The sequence below is a fragment of the Flammeovirga sp. MY04 genome (assembly GCF_001682195.2).
Taxonomy (GTDB): Bacteria; Bacteroidota; Bacteroidia; order Cytophagales; family Flammeovirgaceae; genus Flammeovirga; species Flammeovirga yaeyamensis.
In genome coordinates, this window is the sequence record NZ_CP003561.2 from 479,641 (window position 1) to 497,042 (window position 17,402).

Consider the following 17,402-nt stretch of genomic DNA (forward strand, 5'->3'; position numbering starts at 1 on the left):
ACAAATGCTTGGTTATGCTTCTAATATTATCCAATCTCTTCCGAAAAAAAGAATTACTTTATCTATAATCCATGCTTAGAAATATATTCAACATTCTATTTGTCATATTATTTGTATCATGTCAATCTCATTCAGTCGAAACAGGAATTGAAATCTATCAAGTGAAAAAACAGTTACCGGACTTTACAAAAGATGAAAATCCAAATTGTCGTTTCTGTCTAGATCTAGAAGTATCAGATTTATTTGATAAACCACTTCTGACGGAAAAAGATATAAAAGAGTTTAATTATACCAATCAACAAATAATACTAACTGAAAAGGCAAAACAAAAATTAGAGGATCTGGAAATTCCACTAGTCGGTCTTCCTATGGCAATGGTACTGGATGGAGAAATAATCTATGGATTCTGGTTTTGGGATAAATATTCTTCTTTTGGTTGCGATAGAGTGTACACTTATCCAAATATTAATTTTAAAATTAAATTTGGTTTACCTCCAACAAATGCTTTTGGGGAAGACCCAAGATTTGATGAAAGATTGGAGGATTACTTAGAAAACTAGATCTAAAAGCAAACTAAAACATAATAACTAAAATTACATGAATGAATTTAAGGAACGCTATAAATCTTTTTCAAACATAGATTTATTAAGAATAATCGAGAACAAATCAGAATATCAGCCTATTGCAATCGAAGCTGCTGAAGCTGAAATAGAAGAAAGAAATATTTCAGTCTAAGAACAAAAAGAAGCAAAATCTCTTTTTGATAAAGAGAAAGAGGAGAAAAAATTAAGATTCGAACAGAAAGCAGCTATTGGAAGAAATGTGAAAGAAGTTTTTACGGGAGTATTTAAAACAATTCATCCAATTCAAGAATCATCTCCTTCCACGGAAAAATTGATACGTTTGACAACAATAGTTTTTGGAGTCATTACTATTGCAAAACTATTTAAGGAAATGGGGTTTGTGCTGTATTTGTTATCTGGAGACTTAGGTAGTTGGGATCTAAGTGTACTCGAGGTTTTACTACCTTTTATATTGCTTCCTTCTGCAACGTTATTATTTGGCTTAAGAAAAAAGATAGGATGGATTTTGTTGACTTCTTATCTAACTTATTCTGCCGTAAGCACTTTAGGACTCCTCTTTTTGAATTGGAACTCCGAACCAAGCGGAATTCCAGCCTTGGATAGTTTATTTCCTCAAACATCGCTCATTACTTACATCGTTGTGTTGTTATTTTATGGTGGATTTATTTCGATTCTAATCAAATCAGAAGTAAAAAATAGTTATAATATTGAGAGTATGATAAGCTTGAAAACAATTGGATTTTCAGTGGTGGCGACTTTGTTTATCATTTGGCCTTACTTTTTTACGTGATCTGAGAATATGAATTTTTAAAGATATGAACGCAAGCTCGAGGGGTTGAAACCCCTCGTTAAGTAAACTAGTCCACCTTACTATTGATATCTATCTAAACATCACAAAATAAAAAGACTCGCGTAATAAATTCCCAAATGGGTTTAAACCCATTTGGGAGAGTCTAATAAATACTTTTATCGATCATGATTTAGAATTTTTGATATTTCTTGGAGGTATATTTTCCTTAACGAGGGGATTCATCCCCTCGGCTACGAACTATCAGAGTACTTTTATTAGTTACTACTCCAAGCCTCAGTGGTATTCCCATACTATGGAGGACTATTTGATTATTAGCAATATCAATTTCTATCAAAGGAATATCTATTTTTAAATTATAAAACAAAGAAAAACTTCTTTCATTCAATTTATCAACTATGCTCGATCAACTAACAATAGGTGAAAAACTATATTTATTAGATTATAATGTTTCTGCAAGTGAACTAATTTGGAAAACCTTATTTGAGTTACATTTAAAAGAGGTTATTAAAATTGATGTACACGGAATTCAACTTCAATCCTCTACAGAAAAATTCAGAAAATATGAATCTCTTCTTTTATTACCTCTTGTAAAAGAAGAGGGTCAATTTCTTTATTTTGATGACTATAAAATGAAACTCGGAAGGATTCTGTATAGATTTTATCGTTACAAAGAAATTTTATTCGATAATAGCTGGCGTTTAACTACTCTTCTAGAGGATAGGAATTTTTTTGTGACATTATTATTTGGTAAAAGGTATTCAGATAAAGGTGTTGTCGAAAGATCAAAGCTCAAAAAACATATTAAAAAATTGAGTACTGGTCTTGCTCACTTTAGTGAATTAAATGAAGAGGAAATCCAGTTTCTTAAAAGTCATAAAATCGATCTTACTCTACTAAATCCGAGAGATATTAAAAAAGATAAAGATATTCTCTTAAACTTATTCAACAACCTTGAAGTTGATTTATTGATTAATCAATTGACAGATTATCGAGATAAATACGATTACATAGATTCGGGAGGTGGTGATTTTGTAGATTTTTGTGATGGTAGCGATGGAGATGGAGACGGTGGTGGTGGAGATGGAGATGGAGGAGGAGATGGTGGTGATTAATTTTTTTAATCTTGATCTTAGTTAGCATTATCAATAACTTTTCTTAAGTTTCGGATCATTTAATACAGTCTTGTCAAACTTTCATCTACATGCATTCCATAAAAGAAACCTTCACTAACCGCTATGCACTTTCAGAAGAGAATTTCGAAATTCTTCGATCTCACATGTCACTTATTGAGAAACAAAAAGGCGAATTGATTTTGAAAGAAGGACAGGTGGATCATAGTGTATATTTTATTGAAAAAGGGGCCGTTAGGAGTTATTATTTCAATAAAGAAGGGAAGGATGTTTCTGTATGGTTTGGATTTGAAGGAGATATTGCGGTTTCATTAGGGAACTTTATTCATGCACATCCCTCATTAGAAAATATTGAATTGCTTGAAGATACCACACTTTTAAAAATCAGTAATTCGACATTGCAAGAACTGTATGCTACCCATATCGATTTAGCCAATTTCGGAAGAAGACTTGCCGAGCAAGCACTTTTGGAAATGGAACAACAAATATTCTTATCGCAAACTTCTGATGCCAAAACGAGGTATCATTCTCTTATCGATAAGTTTCCTGGGATTCTTCAGAGAGTAAAGCTTGGACACATTGCTTCGTATTTAGGATTACACAAGTCACCCTAAGTAGAATTCGAGCAGAAAAATAACTTTTTACATATGTAAAAAGAAATCACCTTTTCCAACTCTAGTTTTGTGTCATAACCTTTAAAAAAGAATATGAGTTGGATTTACTTAATACTTTCAGGACTTTTCGAAGTAGGATTTACTACTTCCATGAAGCTTTCGGATGGCTTTACCAATTGGAAAGGAGTGGTGGGCTTTTTTAACACAAAAACAACACTATGAAAAACATCACAATTATTGGCGCTACGGGTACACTTGGTTTACCGATTACAAAGAAATTAAATAGTTTAGGCGTTCAGGTCAAAGCAGTAGTTAGAGATATTCAAAAAGCAAAAGAAATTCTTCCAGACAGCGTCGAAGTGGTTTATGGAGATGTAGCCAATAAAGAGAGTTTAAAAGAAGCTTTAATTGGATCAAAAACCGTTTATCTCAATTTAAATACCACCACTTGGAATGTCGATGCACCTTCTCATGCAGAGCGAGAAGGTATTATCAATGTGATAGATGTGAGCAAAGAGTTAGGTATTCAGCATATTATGCAAATCGTCGGTATTGATTCTTCTCACCCAGAATTTGCCACCACGGGAATGGAATACAAAACCAATCTCATCAGAAAGCCGGCAATGGAATACCTTAAAAATTCAGGCATATACTATACTTTTTTCCATTGTTCTGTTTTCCTAGATTCCTTCCCGAGCTTTATTCAGGAACAAGAGTTCGCGATCATCGGTAACCACTCTTACCCAGTATATTTTACCAATACTACTCAATTGGCAGGGAATATTTTTAATGCCATTGATAATAAAGAAGCATACAACAAAGCATTTACCATTCAAGGTAAAGAGGGAGTAAGTTTCCCAGAAGCAGCCAAAAAGTTTGTTGGTATTTATAATTCAGACATCAAAGTGATGGAGTACCCATTGGATATCATTCCACACTTGGGTTTGCCTACAAAAGAAGATGAACAATTTATGGAACATATGTTGACGTATGTTGAGCAGTTGAAAGAGGAACAAGTTTCCCAAAAGACATGGGAAATATTAGGTGAGCCAGAATTAACTATTGATGATTTTGCTAAGACAATCGTTGGTCGATAAAATCCCAAACCTTTTAGGATTTGCATTAATGAGAGTAAGAGACCGATTAATTGCTGAATAACTGATATGTTTTATCCATTGCGGATAAAACATATCACTTTACTTATTTAAGTTTCAGAAAAAGTAGGGAAACAATTATTTTAATAGAATAGTTCACCTAATTATTTGATAATAACCCACACTATGAAACTTAAGCATCTATTATTTTTTGGTTTATCCTTTTTTGTATTTATCTCCTGTGATGATAACGAAACCAATGATCCTGATCCAGTAGAAGAAAACACCTTCGGCATTCGTCACGATAAAGAACTATCTGAATACGAAAGTCTTGCTGCTACCGTTAGTCCCGAAAATCCTGATTTTAGAACAGTAGTTCAATTTAAATATAGTTTAGATGGGACGGATGAATACGATTACACCGCTTCCGGAGTGGTGATTGACGAGGAATGGATTCTCACTGCAGGCCATAATTTTTATGATAAGTCAGAACAAAGTAATCCGGCACCTGTATCGGGCATTACAATTCGCGTAGGAAACGATCCCAATAATCCGGATACAACATATACTGTAGAATCGATTTACATTCATCCTACATGGTTAAATTGGGATCAAAATTATAGCGATGCCAACGACTTGTGTTTAGTAAAAGTTTCGAGTGCTATAGCTGATATCACTCCAGCACAATTATTTACAGACAAAACCGAAACATTGGGAAATAAAGTATGGATTTGTGGTTTTGGAGATTACTCTAAATTGGAGGGTCAAGATAAAACCATGGATTCAAAAAAACACGCTATGGAAAATGTTTTGGATAGGCTTCAGGAAGGTTTGGAGACTTCTGTGAATGGCGTCACTTATTCTGGTGGATTAGTGGCTTTCGATTTTGATAATCCAGGGAAGACCATCAATTCGCTTGGTGATGATATTGTGAATGCAGACGAAAAAATTCTAGGTGAAGGTACTTCAGATCCTGAACCAATGGAGTACGAAGCAACAACAGTATCAGGCGATAGTGGAGGGCCCTTATTTCTCAAAGATACGGATGGTGCTTGGAAAGTATCTGGTATATTAGGTGGAGGGGCAAGTAACGTCTTCGAAGGCCATGTAGATGGTAGTTATGGAGACATTAGTATCTACACAAGAGTATCCACCTCTTACGATTGGATATCTTCAGTGATGAATGATGAAGAATAAAGATGAATTACAATTGTAGAGATGTTTTAATATCTTCTCTATTGATAAAAGGTTTAGAAATAGGTTGTTTCATTTAATTATGTGATAACCTATTTCATTTTCATCATATCACTTTTTTTCTTAGCTTCATATCAACTAAACTACTTTTTGATATCAATCATAAAAGCTAAAAATGAACTTAGAAATAACCACTCAACCAAACGAGCAAGATGCTAAAACAATAAGCCAAGGGATCATCAACTTTAATAACGACAAAGTACCTGATCTGGAACCCATCGAAAAAGAGGTGAAGTTTTTTGTGTTTGTTAGAAATGATGACCAAGAAGTGATCGGAGGAATTCGAGCTATTTGTTTTTGGAATACTTTACATATCGAATTACTGTGGCTTTCAGAAGAATGTAGAGGTAAAGGAGTGGGCAAAGAACTAATTGATTCTGCCGAAAAATTTGCTGTCGAACATGGATGTGGAAAAGCATTTGTTGAAACTACAAGTTGGCAAGCAAAGCCTTTTTATGAAAAAATGGGCTATCATCATATAGCCACAATTAATGACCGACCGAAAGGTCATGCTTCTCACTATTTAACTAAAGACTTAAAATGAGTAAAGGAAACTATCTATCAGAAAAATTAAAAGAAATACTTACAGAAGGAAAATGGGTAACAGGAACCAACGTTAAATCTCAGATACTTGATCTAACTTGGGAGCAAGCTTCTCGAAAAGTGAACGGATTAAATAGTATCGGCGACTTGGTGTATCATTTAAACTATTATAATGCTGGAATTATGGAAGCATTCAAAACCAATCAGTTAAATATTAAGGATAAATATAGTTTTGATGCACCGCAAATCATCAATGAAGAAACTTGGAAGGAAAGAATAGCTACGTTTTGTGAAAACTCAGAAGCACTTATCTCTTTGGTTTCCTCATTTTCCGATGATGAAATTCATGGGCCTTTCGTTGATCCGAAATATGGAACTTTAGAAAGAAATATCGATGTGATTATAGAGCACAACTATTATCATTTGGGACAAATAGTGTTGATAAAGAAATTGATTAAAGCTTAATTGGAGATAACAAATATCTTTTGAACAGGAATAAAAAATTATTAGAGAAGTTGTAATCACTATATTTACAGTATGAGTAAAACAGTAAGTTTAGTCGAAAAGAAAATAAGTGATTTCGTTGAATCCATTCGCCCACCTCACGAAGTGAGAAATCAAGTGGATATCGGATATATATTTGAAAAAAATGTATTAGAAGTTTTTGAGAGAAGACCACGATGGGACAACGAAAATGAATTCATAGAAAATTCAGTAGTAAGATCAAGATTTATTAAATCTAGAGACCTTTGGAAGATCTATTGGAAAAGAGCAAGTGGTAAGTGGGAATCTTATGAACCTTGTCCCGAGGTGAACACAATAGAAGAAGTATTTAAAATATTAAATGAAGATGACTACGGTTGTTTCTTTGGTTAGAAAATGCTTTTAATAATCACATTACAGTTCATCAAATATTAATACAAAACAATTGCTATAACTTTCTCAATTGGTTATTTTTAGTAGACAAACAAATCTGACCTAAAACCTAATAAAATGAGAAAGATCAAAGCAGTAATTTTTGATTTAGACGGAACTATCGGGGATACAGTTCCTTTATGTATCCAAGCTTTCAGACAATCCATCGAACCACTTATTGACCAACAAGTTTCTGATGCCGAAATTATGGCTACTTTTGGCCCTTCAGAAGAAGGAACTATCATGGCCTTAGCCCCAAATCACTACGACAAAGGGGTGGCAGATTATCTAGCCTACTATGAAGAGTATCATGATATTTGTCCATCGCCTTTCGATGGGATGCTAGAAGTACTCAACTTGCTTCAAGAGAAACAAATCCGTATTGCCATGGTCACAGGGAAAGGGAAATATAGTACAGAGATTTCCTTGGATAAATTTGGGTTGACAGACTATTTTGAAATCATAGAAACGGGTATCCCTACTGGCCCGAGCAAGCCAGAAGGTATGGAAAAAGTAGTCGACTATTTTAAAGAAATTCCAAAAGAAGAGATGATCTATGTAGGTGATGCCCCAAGTGATATTACTGCAAGCCGACAAGTTGGAATTGCAGTCGTTGGAGCCGGATGGGCAGAAGCTACTGAAGTTGGAAAATTGGAAGCATTAAGAGCCGATAAAGTCTTTAAAACCATTGAGGAATTTAAAACTTGGTTGGTTACTAAAATTTAAAATCTTGATGTACCTTGTGAGGATTATCATTTTATTGGCTAATCTTCACAAGGAATTGCAAAACCAAACCTTTAAAAACGGACAAAAAAAAGCATTAATCCGATTGGCGTTAATTACCTCTCCAATTATTGGTGTCTATACCATTACACCAATGATTCTTTTTGTTACCTCGGTAAAAGATGTTCAATTGGAGAATTTCTATATCAACGAATTCAATGTTATAAAGGCATTAGTGGGTATATCATTCTTTGTATTTATAGAATGGATGCTCAATATTTGGTTATTTAGCTATGCAGATAATCAATTGGGGAGGGAAATAAACAAGAAGTATAAATACATTTTTTCTTATGCATTTATGTTTGTGGCGGTGTTATTCTCACAAATAAGACGGATGGAAATGAACCCCATCGATTTTAAAATGTTCAGTTATTATCCCTTTGTAGCCGCTACTGCTAACAATACATTTATCCTCATTTTATATCGCTTAATAACGGGACGACACGAAAAAGCACAGTTGGAACTCGATAAAACCAAACTGGAATTAGCACAATATGTTACTCAGCAAGAACAACTAAAGAATAAAATCCATCCTCATTTTATTTTCAATGCCCTCAATACGCTAAAACTTTTAATAAAAAGAGAACAAGGTGCCGCCGAGGATTACTTGGTTCGACTTTCCTCTTATCTACGATTTTCCATAACGGAAACAGCCAAAGACATATCGCTGATTAAAGACGAATTGGAATTTTGTCAGAATTACATAGAATTGCAGAAAGTGAGGTTCGCGAATTCCATCACCTTTCACAACCTTTTGCCTCAAGAGGTAATCAATAATGAGTACCTACCTGTGGTTACGCTTCAGTCATTGGCCGAAAATGCGATTAAGCATAATGCCTTTACGAAGCAAAATCCATTAGTAATTGAGTTAAGGTTAAATGAGGATAATAGTATTACTTTTAGTAATAATGTGATACCTAAAAGAACTAATGATGAGACAACAGGAACAGGTTTAGATAATTTGAGAAAACGTTTTGAGCTCTTGAAAAACGATTCACTAAGCATCGTTCATCATCAAGAAGCCAAACAATTTGAAGTGACTTTTAACACAATCAAAAAATGAAAATTGTAATTATTGAAGACGAATATTTGATGGCAGAAGAATTGGAGTCTTTAATCATCAATTATAATACAGATAACGAGGTGGTGGCGAAGCTGACTACGGTGGAAGAATCCATCAATTATTTAAATGAACACCCTATGCCCGATCTGTTCTTTTCGGATATACAGCTGCCCGACGGTTTAAGTTTTGAAATCTTTGATGAGATCAATTGCAAAGTGCCCGTCGTTTTTTGTACCGCTTACGATGAATATGCTTTGGAAGCCTTTAAGGTGAATGGCATTGATTACATTTTAAAACCGTTTGATAATAATACAATAGGAAATACCTTAGAAAAGGTTAACCGAATGATGTCTCAAAAGCAACCTATTAGAGAAGATTTTTCGAATATAATTGCAGAATTAAGAGGGGCATCAAAAAATACGGTAAAGAAGAATATTTTGATATTCAAAGGAGAGAAGATCATTCCAATCAATACCACAGAGATAGCCTATTCTTATCTAGAAGCAGGCATCACTTATATCTATACTTTCGACAATCAGAAATACGTAACCGATCAGTCCTTAGATACTTTAGAATCTAATCTTGGAAATACATTTTACAGAGTCAATCGACAGTTTTTGGTCAATAGAGAAGCCATTGACCATGTATCTAAATACTTTGCAAGGAAATTATTAGTAGAAACAAAGTTGAAAAATGTACCCGATCAGATCGTAGTGAGTAAAGCAAAAGCGAGCGATTTTTTAAGGTGGTTACAAGAGTAGAATCCTCTTGCCCGTTTCGGAGTTCGATTGGCCCGTTTCATCTAAATTTTCATCAAAGTAAAAGGGAATAACGAAGATATTTGAGGAAATCATCTATCGACTTCAATGCACAATAAATTAGTAGTATTCCTTTTTGGGATTATTTTTTCATATCAATTACACGGGCAAAATAAATTTACAATTAGTGGCCAAATTACCGATGGCAGTAATGGAGAGGACCTTCCATTTGCCACTGTTACGGTAAAAGAACAGACTTCTACGGGGGCCACAGCCAATACGTATGGGTATTATTCTTTAAGCTTACCCGAAGGAGATCACACCCTTATTTATCAGTATATCGGTTATGACAAAATCGAAAAACCCATTACACTCAATAAAAACATTACAATCTCTTTGGAACTTCAGCCTACCGCTAAAAACTTAGATGAGGTGGTCATTACTGCAGAACCCGACGATCAAAATGTAACGAGCAATGTGGGTAGTGTCACAAAATTAGATGCACAAGAAATTAAAGCCTTACCAACTTTTGGAGGGGAAGTGGATATCATAAAAGTGATGCAAACACAACCCGGTGTAAAAACCTCTGGAGAAGGAAACTCGGGTTTCTATGTAAGAGGAGGCGGCCTCGATCAAAACTTGGTACTACTTGATGAAGCCCCGGTCTATAATCCTTCTCACTTACTTGGTTTTTTCTCTGTTTTCAACGGGGACGTCATCAAAGGAGCAAGTTTATATAAAGGTGGAATGATGCCGGAATATGGAGGGAGAACTTCCTCTGTTTTAGACATCAGAATGAAGGAAGGAAACACAAAAGAATACAATGTGCAAGGTGGAATAGGTACCATCGCCTCAAGACTTACCGTAGAAGGACCAATTGTGAAAGACAAAGGTTCTTTCATGATTTCCGGACGTAGAACGTACGCCGATTTATTCTTAGGCTTATCAAGTGATGAGAGCTTGAGTAAGTCCAACCTCTACTTTTACGATCTTAACTTAAAAGCCAATTATAAAATATCGGAGAAAGACAGAATATTCATCTCCGGTTATTTTGGTGATGATAAATTTGGTTTCGATAATACAATGGGTATCAATTACGGTAACCGAACAGGTACAGTACGTTGGAATCACGTATTCAATAGCAAACTATTTTCAAACACTTCTTTGATTTACAGTAACTACAATTATGAGTTTGCTTTTGGAAGTGGAGACGAAAGAAGAGCATTAGAATCGGTGATCGAAGACTTTAACTTCAAACAAGATTTTACCTTTTTTGCCTCCTCGAAACATACACTGAAGTTTGGTGTAAATGCTATTCATCATAAAATAGAGCCGGGAAATTTAACTGGAGGTGCTAATTCAGGTGTGAACTCTAGTAATGCTCCCGATAAATATGGAATCGAAGGGGCTATCTATATCCAAGATGAGTTTAAAATTACAGATCGATTTAGTGTGAATTACGGTATCCGATACTCTTTATTCCAAGGTTTAGGCAATGGAACAGAGTATGAATTTAACGATAAAGGAGAAGTGATTGGCGCCAAAGAATACAGTGATGGAGAGTTGATGCAATACTATGGTGGTTGGGAACCAAGGTTGTCGGCCAACTATTTGATCAACTCGGTAAGCTCAGTAAAATTGGGATATAATAAGAATTATCAATACCTGCACATGTTAACGAACTCTACATCATCATCACCAACTGATACTTGGATTATGAGTTCGAATAATGTGAAACCTCAGGAAGCAGAACAGATCTCATTGGGATACTTCAGAAATCTAAAAGACAACATGTTCGAGACCTCAGTAGAAGTGTACTATAAGGATATGAACAATGTGATTGACTATAAAACGGGAGCAAATGTATTCTTAAACGACTATGTAGAAGGCGATTTGGTCTATGGTGTAGGCAGGGCCTATGGTGCTGAGTTTATGATTAAAAAGAATAAAGGTCGCTTTACCGGTTGGCTAGGTTATACTCTGTCTCGTTCCGAACAAAAATTTGACGAGATTAATCAAGGACAGTGGTTTGCAGCAAGACAGGACCGAATTCACGACATCAATTTAGTGGCTATTTATCAATTGTCGCCAAAAGTGACTTTATCAGGTAACTTCATTTATTATACCGGCGATGCCATCACTTTCCCATCTGGAAGGTACGAAGTGGATGGCAAAGTTGTGCCTTATTACACAGAAAGAAATGGTTACAGAATGCCGGATTATCATCGATTGGATTTAGCAGTCACATGGATCAGAAAAAAGACCGATAAATTCGAATCGAGCTGGAACTTCTCTCTTTACAATGCTTACGGAAGGGAGAACGCTTACACCATCGATTTCCGACCAAGTGAAGAAGATCCATCAAAAACGGAAGCGGTGCAGACCTCATTATTTAAGTGGGTACCGTCGGTAACATATAACTTTAAATTCTAGAATCAATACCATGAAAACGATAAAAATAGTATTCACATTAATTGTTTTAGCATTCATCGTTACTGCCTGTGAGAAAGTAATTGATGTTGATTTAAATGATGCTGAACCTCGAATAGTAATAGAAGCTGTGATTTGGGAAGGTGAACACGATATGGTAGTGAAAGTTTCCAAAACCGCCCCATATTTTGATAATTCACCCTCAGAAAAGATTAGTAATGCAAGCATCAAATTAAAGTATGATGATACTGCACAAGATGTCCCCAATACAGGAGAAGGAGAGTATCATTTTGCTTTAAATGCTAAAGCAGGAACAACCTATAATTTAGAAGTAATGGTAGAGGGAGAAACCTATACTGCTTCAACTTCTATGTTAGATAAGATAGCGATAGATAGTGCTTATTCTGTATATGAAGAAGGATTTGGCCCTATTGAAGCCGGATATAAAGTGTATTTGAAATATCAAGATCCAGCCAATGTACCAAATTACTATCGTTTGATGTACGACCTTAATGGACAATTTCAAAATGAAGCGGGTGACTTAAGAGTGTACAACGATATCAGAAACGATGGCCTTGAAGTTGAACTAGGATTACTTACAAAATCTTTCGAAGTAGGAGATACCTTAGATCTTACTTTTATTCATTTCGATGAACCTTCATACGATTACTTTAGCACCCTTGGTGATATTATTGGAGGAGGAGGTCCTGGTCCAAGTGGAGGATCTGCAGCTCCAGGAAATCCATTATCGAATTGGTCGAATAATGCATTGGGGTATTTTTCGGCATATAATTATGATACAGCTCGAGTGGTGGTGATAGAATAAATACAAAGATGATCTTTTCTTTATATGAAAACGAACTATCCATATTCTTGAGCTAATTGTCCATTTCTTCTTCTAAATAAGTGCCGACATTTGTTTCATCAAAAAATTAAATATTAAAATTATGGCACATATAGGAAATTCACTGGTAAATAGTTTGGACACACATATAATTGCAAAAGAGCTGATGGAACTCTATGCAATAGAACAACAAAATATTTATGCATATAAGCATGCACTTCAACTGATGGGAGGAAAAACAGAGTTATTAATCGGTGACAGAATTGAAGGTTTGATTAAAGTAAGTCAGTCTCATTCAGATATTTTGTTGAAAAGAATTATAGTTCTTGGAGGAAAACTTCCAAATACACCATCAGGGTTAGAGAAGCTAATAACAATAGAATTAGAAAATATCAATGATCCTAATAATTTAAATAAGCTGACAGATAATCTTTTAAATCGTTTTAGAGAGATTATTCCTTTGATTTCTAAAACTATAAATCTTTTGAAAGATACAGATCTACTTTCTTTTTCAGCTTTAATACCAATTTTAGATTTTTATGTAACTCACGAAGATGAATTAGAAGCTTTTTCTGAGTAATTATTAAATAAGTTTTTACTAATCCTACTCCGTAATGGAGTAGGTAAACTTTAAATTTATGAATTTAAGCTCAAAACTAGGAGGTCTAGCACTTATTGTTGTTGGTCTACTTAACATATTTAGAATATTTCCAATTTTATTTACGGAAGGTGTTACTTTAGATCAAATACCACCTCATACACTAGAAGATACCATATTTATAGCTCAGACGAATGCATATTTAGTTTCGCATATAATGGCATTGTTAGCAACACCGTTATTTATTTTTGGAATCACTTTATTTAATAATAATAACCTCAATATTAAAAGAGATACTACTAAATATATAGGTTTATTTGCTCTAATAGGATTAACTATTGGTCAATTATTTTACTCTTTAGGATTAATTATAGATGGTTTTACATTGCCTACTATTATAAATGATTTTGTTCAAAACAAGGAAAATGACAGTATGAAAGCTGTGATTATGGGCGTACATCAAATAGCTATGGGATTTGCTGGAATAGGATTCTTTACTCTCCTTTTATCAACTGGTATTTTTGGCTTTGTACTATATAGGATTAAGTGGAACAGATTTATTTCAGCATCAATGATTTTTCTTGGGTTTTCAGCAACAATAGGTTATTTCATCGGTTTCCTAGACCCAATGATAGGAGGGAATTTTGAATTTACCTATGGAGCACTGACATTTATGTATTTGTTATATCTTAGTATGGGGGTGTATCAAATGAAAAGAGATAATCAAGAAAAAGTTGTATAGTATTTTTATGAATATATCGGTCAATTTACGAGTATTTTTTTATCTTTTTTCTTAGATTTAAGAATCAAAAAGCTCCTATAAACATGACCTCATTCAGCAAAAATGAAACCTAGGTATCTATTAATCTCAATTCTCATCATTATACATTTTAGTTGTGTTGATGATAAAATTGAGGAAACTAAAATAGCGATCATAAATCAAGATTTAGAACACCTCAAAGAATTAGATTCCTCTATTTATAAAATCATTAAGAAGGACTTATCAAAAGAAGAAGATTCAATATTTAGTATATACAGAGGGAAAAGGCAAAATGTTGATAATGAATCACTTCACCTTTTAATGGAAAAGCAATCTGAAGAAAGATTAAAAAACGAATTAAAAGAATTAGAAGAAGCATCAAAACTTTTAGAAAGATAAATTATGAACATCTCATTCAATCAACAAATCTCCCTAAAAGACTATAAAGGATTTAGAAAAAACTATGCGTTTAAAAACTTAAAACAGGCTTCATATATTATTATAGTCCCTTTTATAATCTTTTTGCTTTATGTTTTTACCTACAAAAGGAACATACTTCAAAACCTATTCATCTCATTAAGTGATCTTAAGTTTTACAGAAGTTTGTTTTTTAATTTTGAGTTCGTAATCATTCTCTTCTTCACTTCTTATTTAATTAAATATTTCGTTGATAATTCATTTTCATGGACAAAGGATTATAATAATGAGGTTTTTTATGGAGAAAAATCTACCATAACTATAAATAAAGATTTCTTGATTGTAAAAGGTGAGGAAGTTTCAAGAAAGATAAAATGGGAGAAAATTGATTCTGTAGAAGAATTTCAAGGTTGGTTCATCTTATTTAAAGATAAAAAATTGTTGTTTCTTATTTTAAAAAGTGATTTTGATTCAACCGATGATTTAAGAAGTTTCAAACAGTTTTTGAAAAATGATCATCAAATAAAAAAAGTTCGAGTGGAAGCTTAAAAATTAGCTGACAAAAATGTTATGTAACTCCTCTTTTTTCAAATTTTTGGAATAACAATTAACAATACAATATCTATTTATTAAATTTGAGCTCTTCAATTTTAAAAACTGATTTTCTATAAGAGACAATGAAAAAACTGACTTACTATACTTTACTTTTTCTACTGATGTCATGTACCTCTTCAAAGACACTAACGAAATCACAATATGTCGAGCAGAATGGTTTTCAACTTAGAACTGTTTCTACAGATCCAACTTATGGAAGAACAGAAAAAAATCCGATTAAAGTAGGAGGAGTTGATGTGAAAGAAGGACCATCGAACGAACGATTGTACCTTGATGCTTTAGCAGGCCCAAGAGGCGAAACAGTTAGTTATTACAGAGCGGGCAGTTGCTGTGCATTCGAAAGTGAAAATGGTTTTATGGGCATGGGAATGCTTGATCATTATAGAGTAACTTGGAAAGGAACGACCGATACTTTATCACTTTATCTAAATATGTATGATGGTGGTGAGTTGGAAGCACCTGTTGGTTTTACTATTCGTAAATCGTCTGATCAAAAGTAAAATATGCGGTATTTATTAATTTGCTTATTATTCTCTTTCATCAGCTGTTCAGAGTCAAAAGAAAACACAACAAACTCAGAAGGTCAAATAACTGATAGTAATTTAAATCAATCGTCTTCATTTGTCTTTGCAGATAAGTCTTTTGGTCAGTTTTATCTGAAATTTATATCCTCACCAAGTTTTCAACTATCTAGAACTCAATTTCCTTTAGAAGGAAGTTATAATAGTTATGATGGTGAAAAAACTTGGACAAGAAAAGAGTGGCCACAGATGACATGGAACCTTAAAGATCATCAAGGAAATTCTCAGGATAGTGTTTCTATCATTCAGAATCATGAAAAATTCTTTTATGGCTTATATTGTTTGGATTGTGGTTTTTCTTTCGAAATGCAATTTGATAAGATTGATGGTGATTGGTTTCTTACTTATCGACAGGAAAATAATTTTTAATAAAAGATTGATAAGGGTTTATCAATCTTTTATTCTTATATTTATAATAAGTATTTACCCAAAAAACGAAATAATAAGACATCATTGCGAAATATTCTCTATACCCATACATACCCAAACTATTTAAAAAATGAGAGTTTATATAATTATGCTACTACTCGTGCTGTGTACGAATGTTCTCACTTATGCCCAAGACGAATACATCCTATCAGGTACAGTCATTGATAAAAATGAAGTTGGTTTATTAGGCGCTAAGATCAATATCAAAGGGGATAACGATTTTCCGATTATCACCAATCAGAAAGGTGAGTTTAAAATGTTAGTAAAAGGAACTGAAACTTTGGAAGTAAGTTATCTTGAAGGTGAGAAGAAATACATAGAAATCGCACGTCAAAAAACAATTGAAATATTGATTCGAGAGGAGGCGGTTATTTTGCAAATCGAAGATTTAAATATCGATGATAATATAGAATGATCAACCAATAAATATTTACCTCTAACACTCTGTAATTTCTAAAAATCAAGACCTCATTAGATTTTTATACTAATCAAATAATAGTGAAAATTCTAATGAGGCTTCTTAGGTTATGATGATCTAGAGTATTTTATACTTTGATAAGAAGTTGGATATTTACCAGTCATTATAAAACCTAATTATACTCTGATGGAAAAAGAAATACTAAACAAATGTCTTCAATACGGTGCAACAAAAGCAGCTATAGTTTCTGTAGATAAGATCACATTCGACGAAAAACTAAGAGCTTATTGCGAAGTAGATAAATGCGGACATTTCGGAAAAAACTATGCCTGTCCACCTTTAGTGGGTAATGTGAATGAAGTGATTGCAGAGGCAAAAAGGTATAAAAAAGCATTGGTCTATCAAACGATTAGTGACTTGGAACACTCTTTGGATAGAAAGGGTATGCTGAATGGCATGAGGTACCACGACAAGGTAGCGAATAAAATAAATAAAGAAATAGAACAACACTTTGATAAACATTTAGACTTACGAGCAGGTCCTTGTACAGTGTGTAAAGAATGTACAGCAGTAATAAATGAGGCATGTAAATACCCTGATAAGAAAAGAGCTTCTTTAGAAGCCTACAGTATCAATGTATCTTTATTAGCCAATGAGTGTAATATGGATTACAAATACAACGAAAGGATGGTCACTTATTTTGGAGCGTTTTTATTGAATTAGTTATTTATGAGCAACAAAGGGTAATATCAATTTGTTTA

The 17,402-nt window shown here is 33.7% G+C and carries 24 protein-coding genes; all 24 read left to right on the forward strand.

The window, feature by feature from the left end; translation table 11 throughout:
• Positions 1-71 precede the first annotated feature (71 nt).
• The 24 genes from MY04_RS21855 (at position 72) to MY04_RS21970 (ending at position 17,364) form a co-directional block, all read left to right on the forward strand.
• Positions 72-560 carry a hypothetical protein gene (locus tag MY04_RS21855; protein ID WP_066214359.1) on the forward strand — a complete coding sequence of 163 codons (489 nt, stop codon included), beginning with the start codon at positions 72-74 and terminating at the stop codon, positions 558-560.
• Positions 561-597: 37 nt separating this feature from the next.
• On the forward strand, positions 598-735 hold the full coding sequence (locus MY04_RS21860) for a hypothetical protein (RefSeq protein WP_158297840.1): 138 nt from the start codon (positions 598-600) through the stop codon (positions 733-735).
• 87 nt (positions 736-822) lie between these two features.
• Entirely contained in the window at positions 823-1,374 is a 552-nt protein-coding gene (locus MY04_RS21865; protein ID WP_066214361.1) for a hypothetical protein, read from the forward strand.
• A gap of 416 nt (positions 1,375-1,790) precedes the next feature.
• Entirely contained in the window at positions 1,791-2,507 is a 717-nt protein-coding gene (locus tag MY04_RS21870; protein WP_066214363.1) for a hypothetical protein, read from the forward strand.
• An 89-nt stretch (positions 2,508-2,596) separates the two neighbouring features.
• A complete protein-coding gene (locus MY04_RS21875) occupies positions 2,597-3,139 on the forward strand; it encodes a Crp/Fnr family transcriptional regulator (RefSeq protein ID WP_084006061.1) in 543 nt (180 codons plus the stop codon).
• Between the two features lie 93 nt (positions 3,140-3,232).
• Complete coding sequence (locus tag MY04_RS21880; RefSeq protein WP_158297841.1) at positions 3,233-3,361, forward strand: SMR family transporter; 129 nt, start codon at positions 3,233-3,235, stop codon at positions 3,359-3,361.
• Positions 3,358-4,236 carry an SDR family oxidoreductase gene (locus MY04_RS21885; RefSeq protein ID WP_066214365.1) on the forward strand — a complete coding sequence of 293 codons (879 nt, stop codon included), beginning with the start codon at positions 3,358-3,360 and terminating at the stop codon, positions 4,234-4,236. The genes MY04_RS21880 and MY04_RS21885 overlap by 4 nt, the downstream gene beginning before the upstream one ends.
• A 183-nt stretch (positions 4,237-4,419) precedes the next feature.
• Entirely contained in the window at positions 4,420-5,430 is a 1,011-nt protein-coding gene (locus MY04_RS21890) for a S1 family peptidase (RefSeq protein WP_066214367.1), read from the forward strand.
• Between the two features lie 172 nt (positions 5,431-5,602).
• Positions 5,603-6,031 carry a GNAT family N-acetyltransferase gene (locus tag MY04_RS21895; protein ID WP_066214369.1) on the forward strand — a complete coding sequence of 143 codons (429 nt, stop codon included), beginning with the start codon at positions 5,603-5,605 and terminating at the stop codon, positions 6,029-6,031.
• Complete coding sequence (locus tag MY04_RS21900) at positions 6,028-6,495, forward strand: DinB family protein (RefSeq protein WP_066214371.1); 468 nt, start codon at positions 6,028-6,030, stop codon at positions 6,493-6,495. Before MY04_RS21895 ends, MY04_RS21900 begins: the two co-directional genes overlap by 4 nt.
• A gap of 72 nt (positions 6,496-6,567) precedes the next feature.
• On the forward strand, positions 6,568-6,906 hold the full coding sequence (locus MY04_RS21905; protein WP_066214372.1) for a DUF3024 domain-containing protein: 339 nt from the start codon (positions 6,568-6,570) through the stop codon (positions 6,904-6,906).
• Positions 6,907-7,023: 117 nt separating this feature from the next.
• Positions 7,024-7,671, forward strand: coding sequence for an HAD family hydrolase (locus MY04_RS21910; protein WP_066214374.1), 648 nt, complete (start codon positions 7,024-7,026; stop codon positions 7,669-7,671).
• A gap of 55 nt (positions 7,672-7,726) precedes the next feature.
• Entirely contained in the window at positions 7,727-8,791 is a 1,065-nt protein-coding gene (locus MY04_RS21915) for a sensor histidine kinase (protein WP_158297842.1), read from the forward strand.
• Complete coding sequence (locus MY04_RS21920) at positions 8,788-9,552, forward strand: LytR/AlgR family response regulator transcription factor (RefSeq protein ID WP_066214378.1); 765 nt, start codon at positions 8,788-8,790, stop codon at positions 9,550-9,552. Before MY04_RS21915 ends, MY04_RS21920 begins: the two co-directional genes overlap by 4 nt.
• A gap of 105 nt (positions 9,553-9,657) precedes the next feature.
• Positions 9,658-11,982, forward strand: coding sequence for a TonB-dependent receptor (locus MY04_RS21925; protein ID WP_066214380.1), 2,325 nt, complete (start codon positions 9,658-9,660; stop codon positions 11,980-11,982).
• Positions 11,983-11,992: 10 nt separating this feature from the next.
• Positions 11,993-12,805, forward strand: coding sequence for a DUF4249 domain-containing protein (locus tag MY04_RS21930; RefSeq protein WP_066214382.1), 813 nt, complete (start codon positions 11,993-11,995; stop codon positions 12,803-12,805).
• 121 nt (positions 12,806-12,926) lie between these two features.
• A complete protein-coding gene (locus MY04_RS21935) occupies positions 12,927-13,403 on the forward strand; it encodes a hypothetical protein (protein ID WP_066214385.1) in 477 nt (158 codons plus the stop codon).
• 58 nt (positions 13,404-13,461) lie between these two features.
• Positions 13,462-14,163 (forward strand): hypothetical protein, encoded by a 702-nt coding sequence (locus MY04_RS21940; protein WP_066214386.1) that lies wholly within the window; start codon positions 13,462-13,464, stop codon positions 14,161-14,163.
• Positions 14,164-14,265: 102 nt separating this feature from the next.
• On the forward strand, positions 14,266-14,580 hold the full coding sequence (locus MY04_RS21945) for a hypothetical protein (RefSeq protein ID WP_066214389.1): 315 nt from the start codon (positions 14,266-14,268) through the stop codon (positions 14,578-14,580).
• Positions 14,581-14,583: 3 nt separating this feature from the next.
• Positions 14,584-15,147: a YcxB family protein gene (locus MY04_RS28270; RefSeq protein WP_066214391.1), complete on the forward strand. Its 564-nt coding sequence runs from the start codon at positions 14,584-14,586 to the stop codon at positions 15,145-15,147.
• 128 nt (positions 15,148-15,275) lie between these two features.
• On the forward strand, positions 15,276-15,713 hold the full coding sequence (locus MY04_RS21955) for a hypothetical protein (RefSeq protein ID WP_066214393.1): 438 nt from the start codon (positions 15,276-15,278) through the stop codon (positions 15,711-15,713).
• Positions 15,714-15,716: 3 nt separating this feature from the next.
• Positions 15,717-16,163, forward strand: coding sequence for a DUF4348 domain-containing protein (locus MY04_RS21960; protein ID WP_066214395.1), 447 nt, complete (start codon positions 15,717-15,719; stop codon positions 16,161-16,163).
• Positions 16,164-16,293: 130 nt separating this feature from the next.
• Complete coding sequence (locus tag MY04_RS21965) at positions 16,294-16,638, forward strand: carboxypeptidase-like regulatory domain-containing protein (RefSeq protein WP_066214397.1); 345 nt, start codon at positions 16,294-16,296, stop codon at positions 16,636-16,638.
• Between the two features lie 189 nt (positions 16,639-16,827).
• Positions 16,828-17,364, forward strand: a complete 537-nt coding sequence (locus tag MY04_RS21970; protein WP_084006062.1) for a DUF2284 domain-containing protein — start codon at positions 16,828-16,830, stop codon at positions 17,362-17,364.
• Positions 17,365-17,402: the final 38 nt, after the last annotated feature.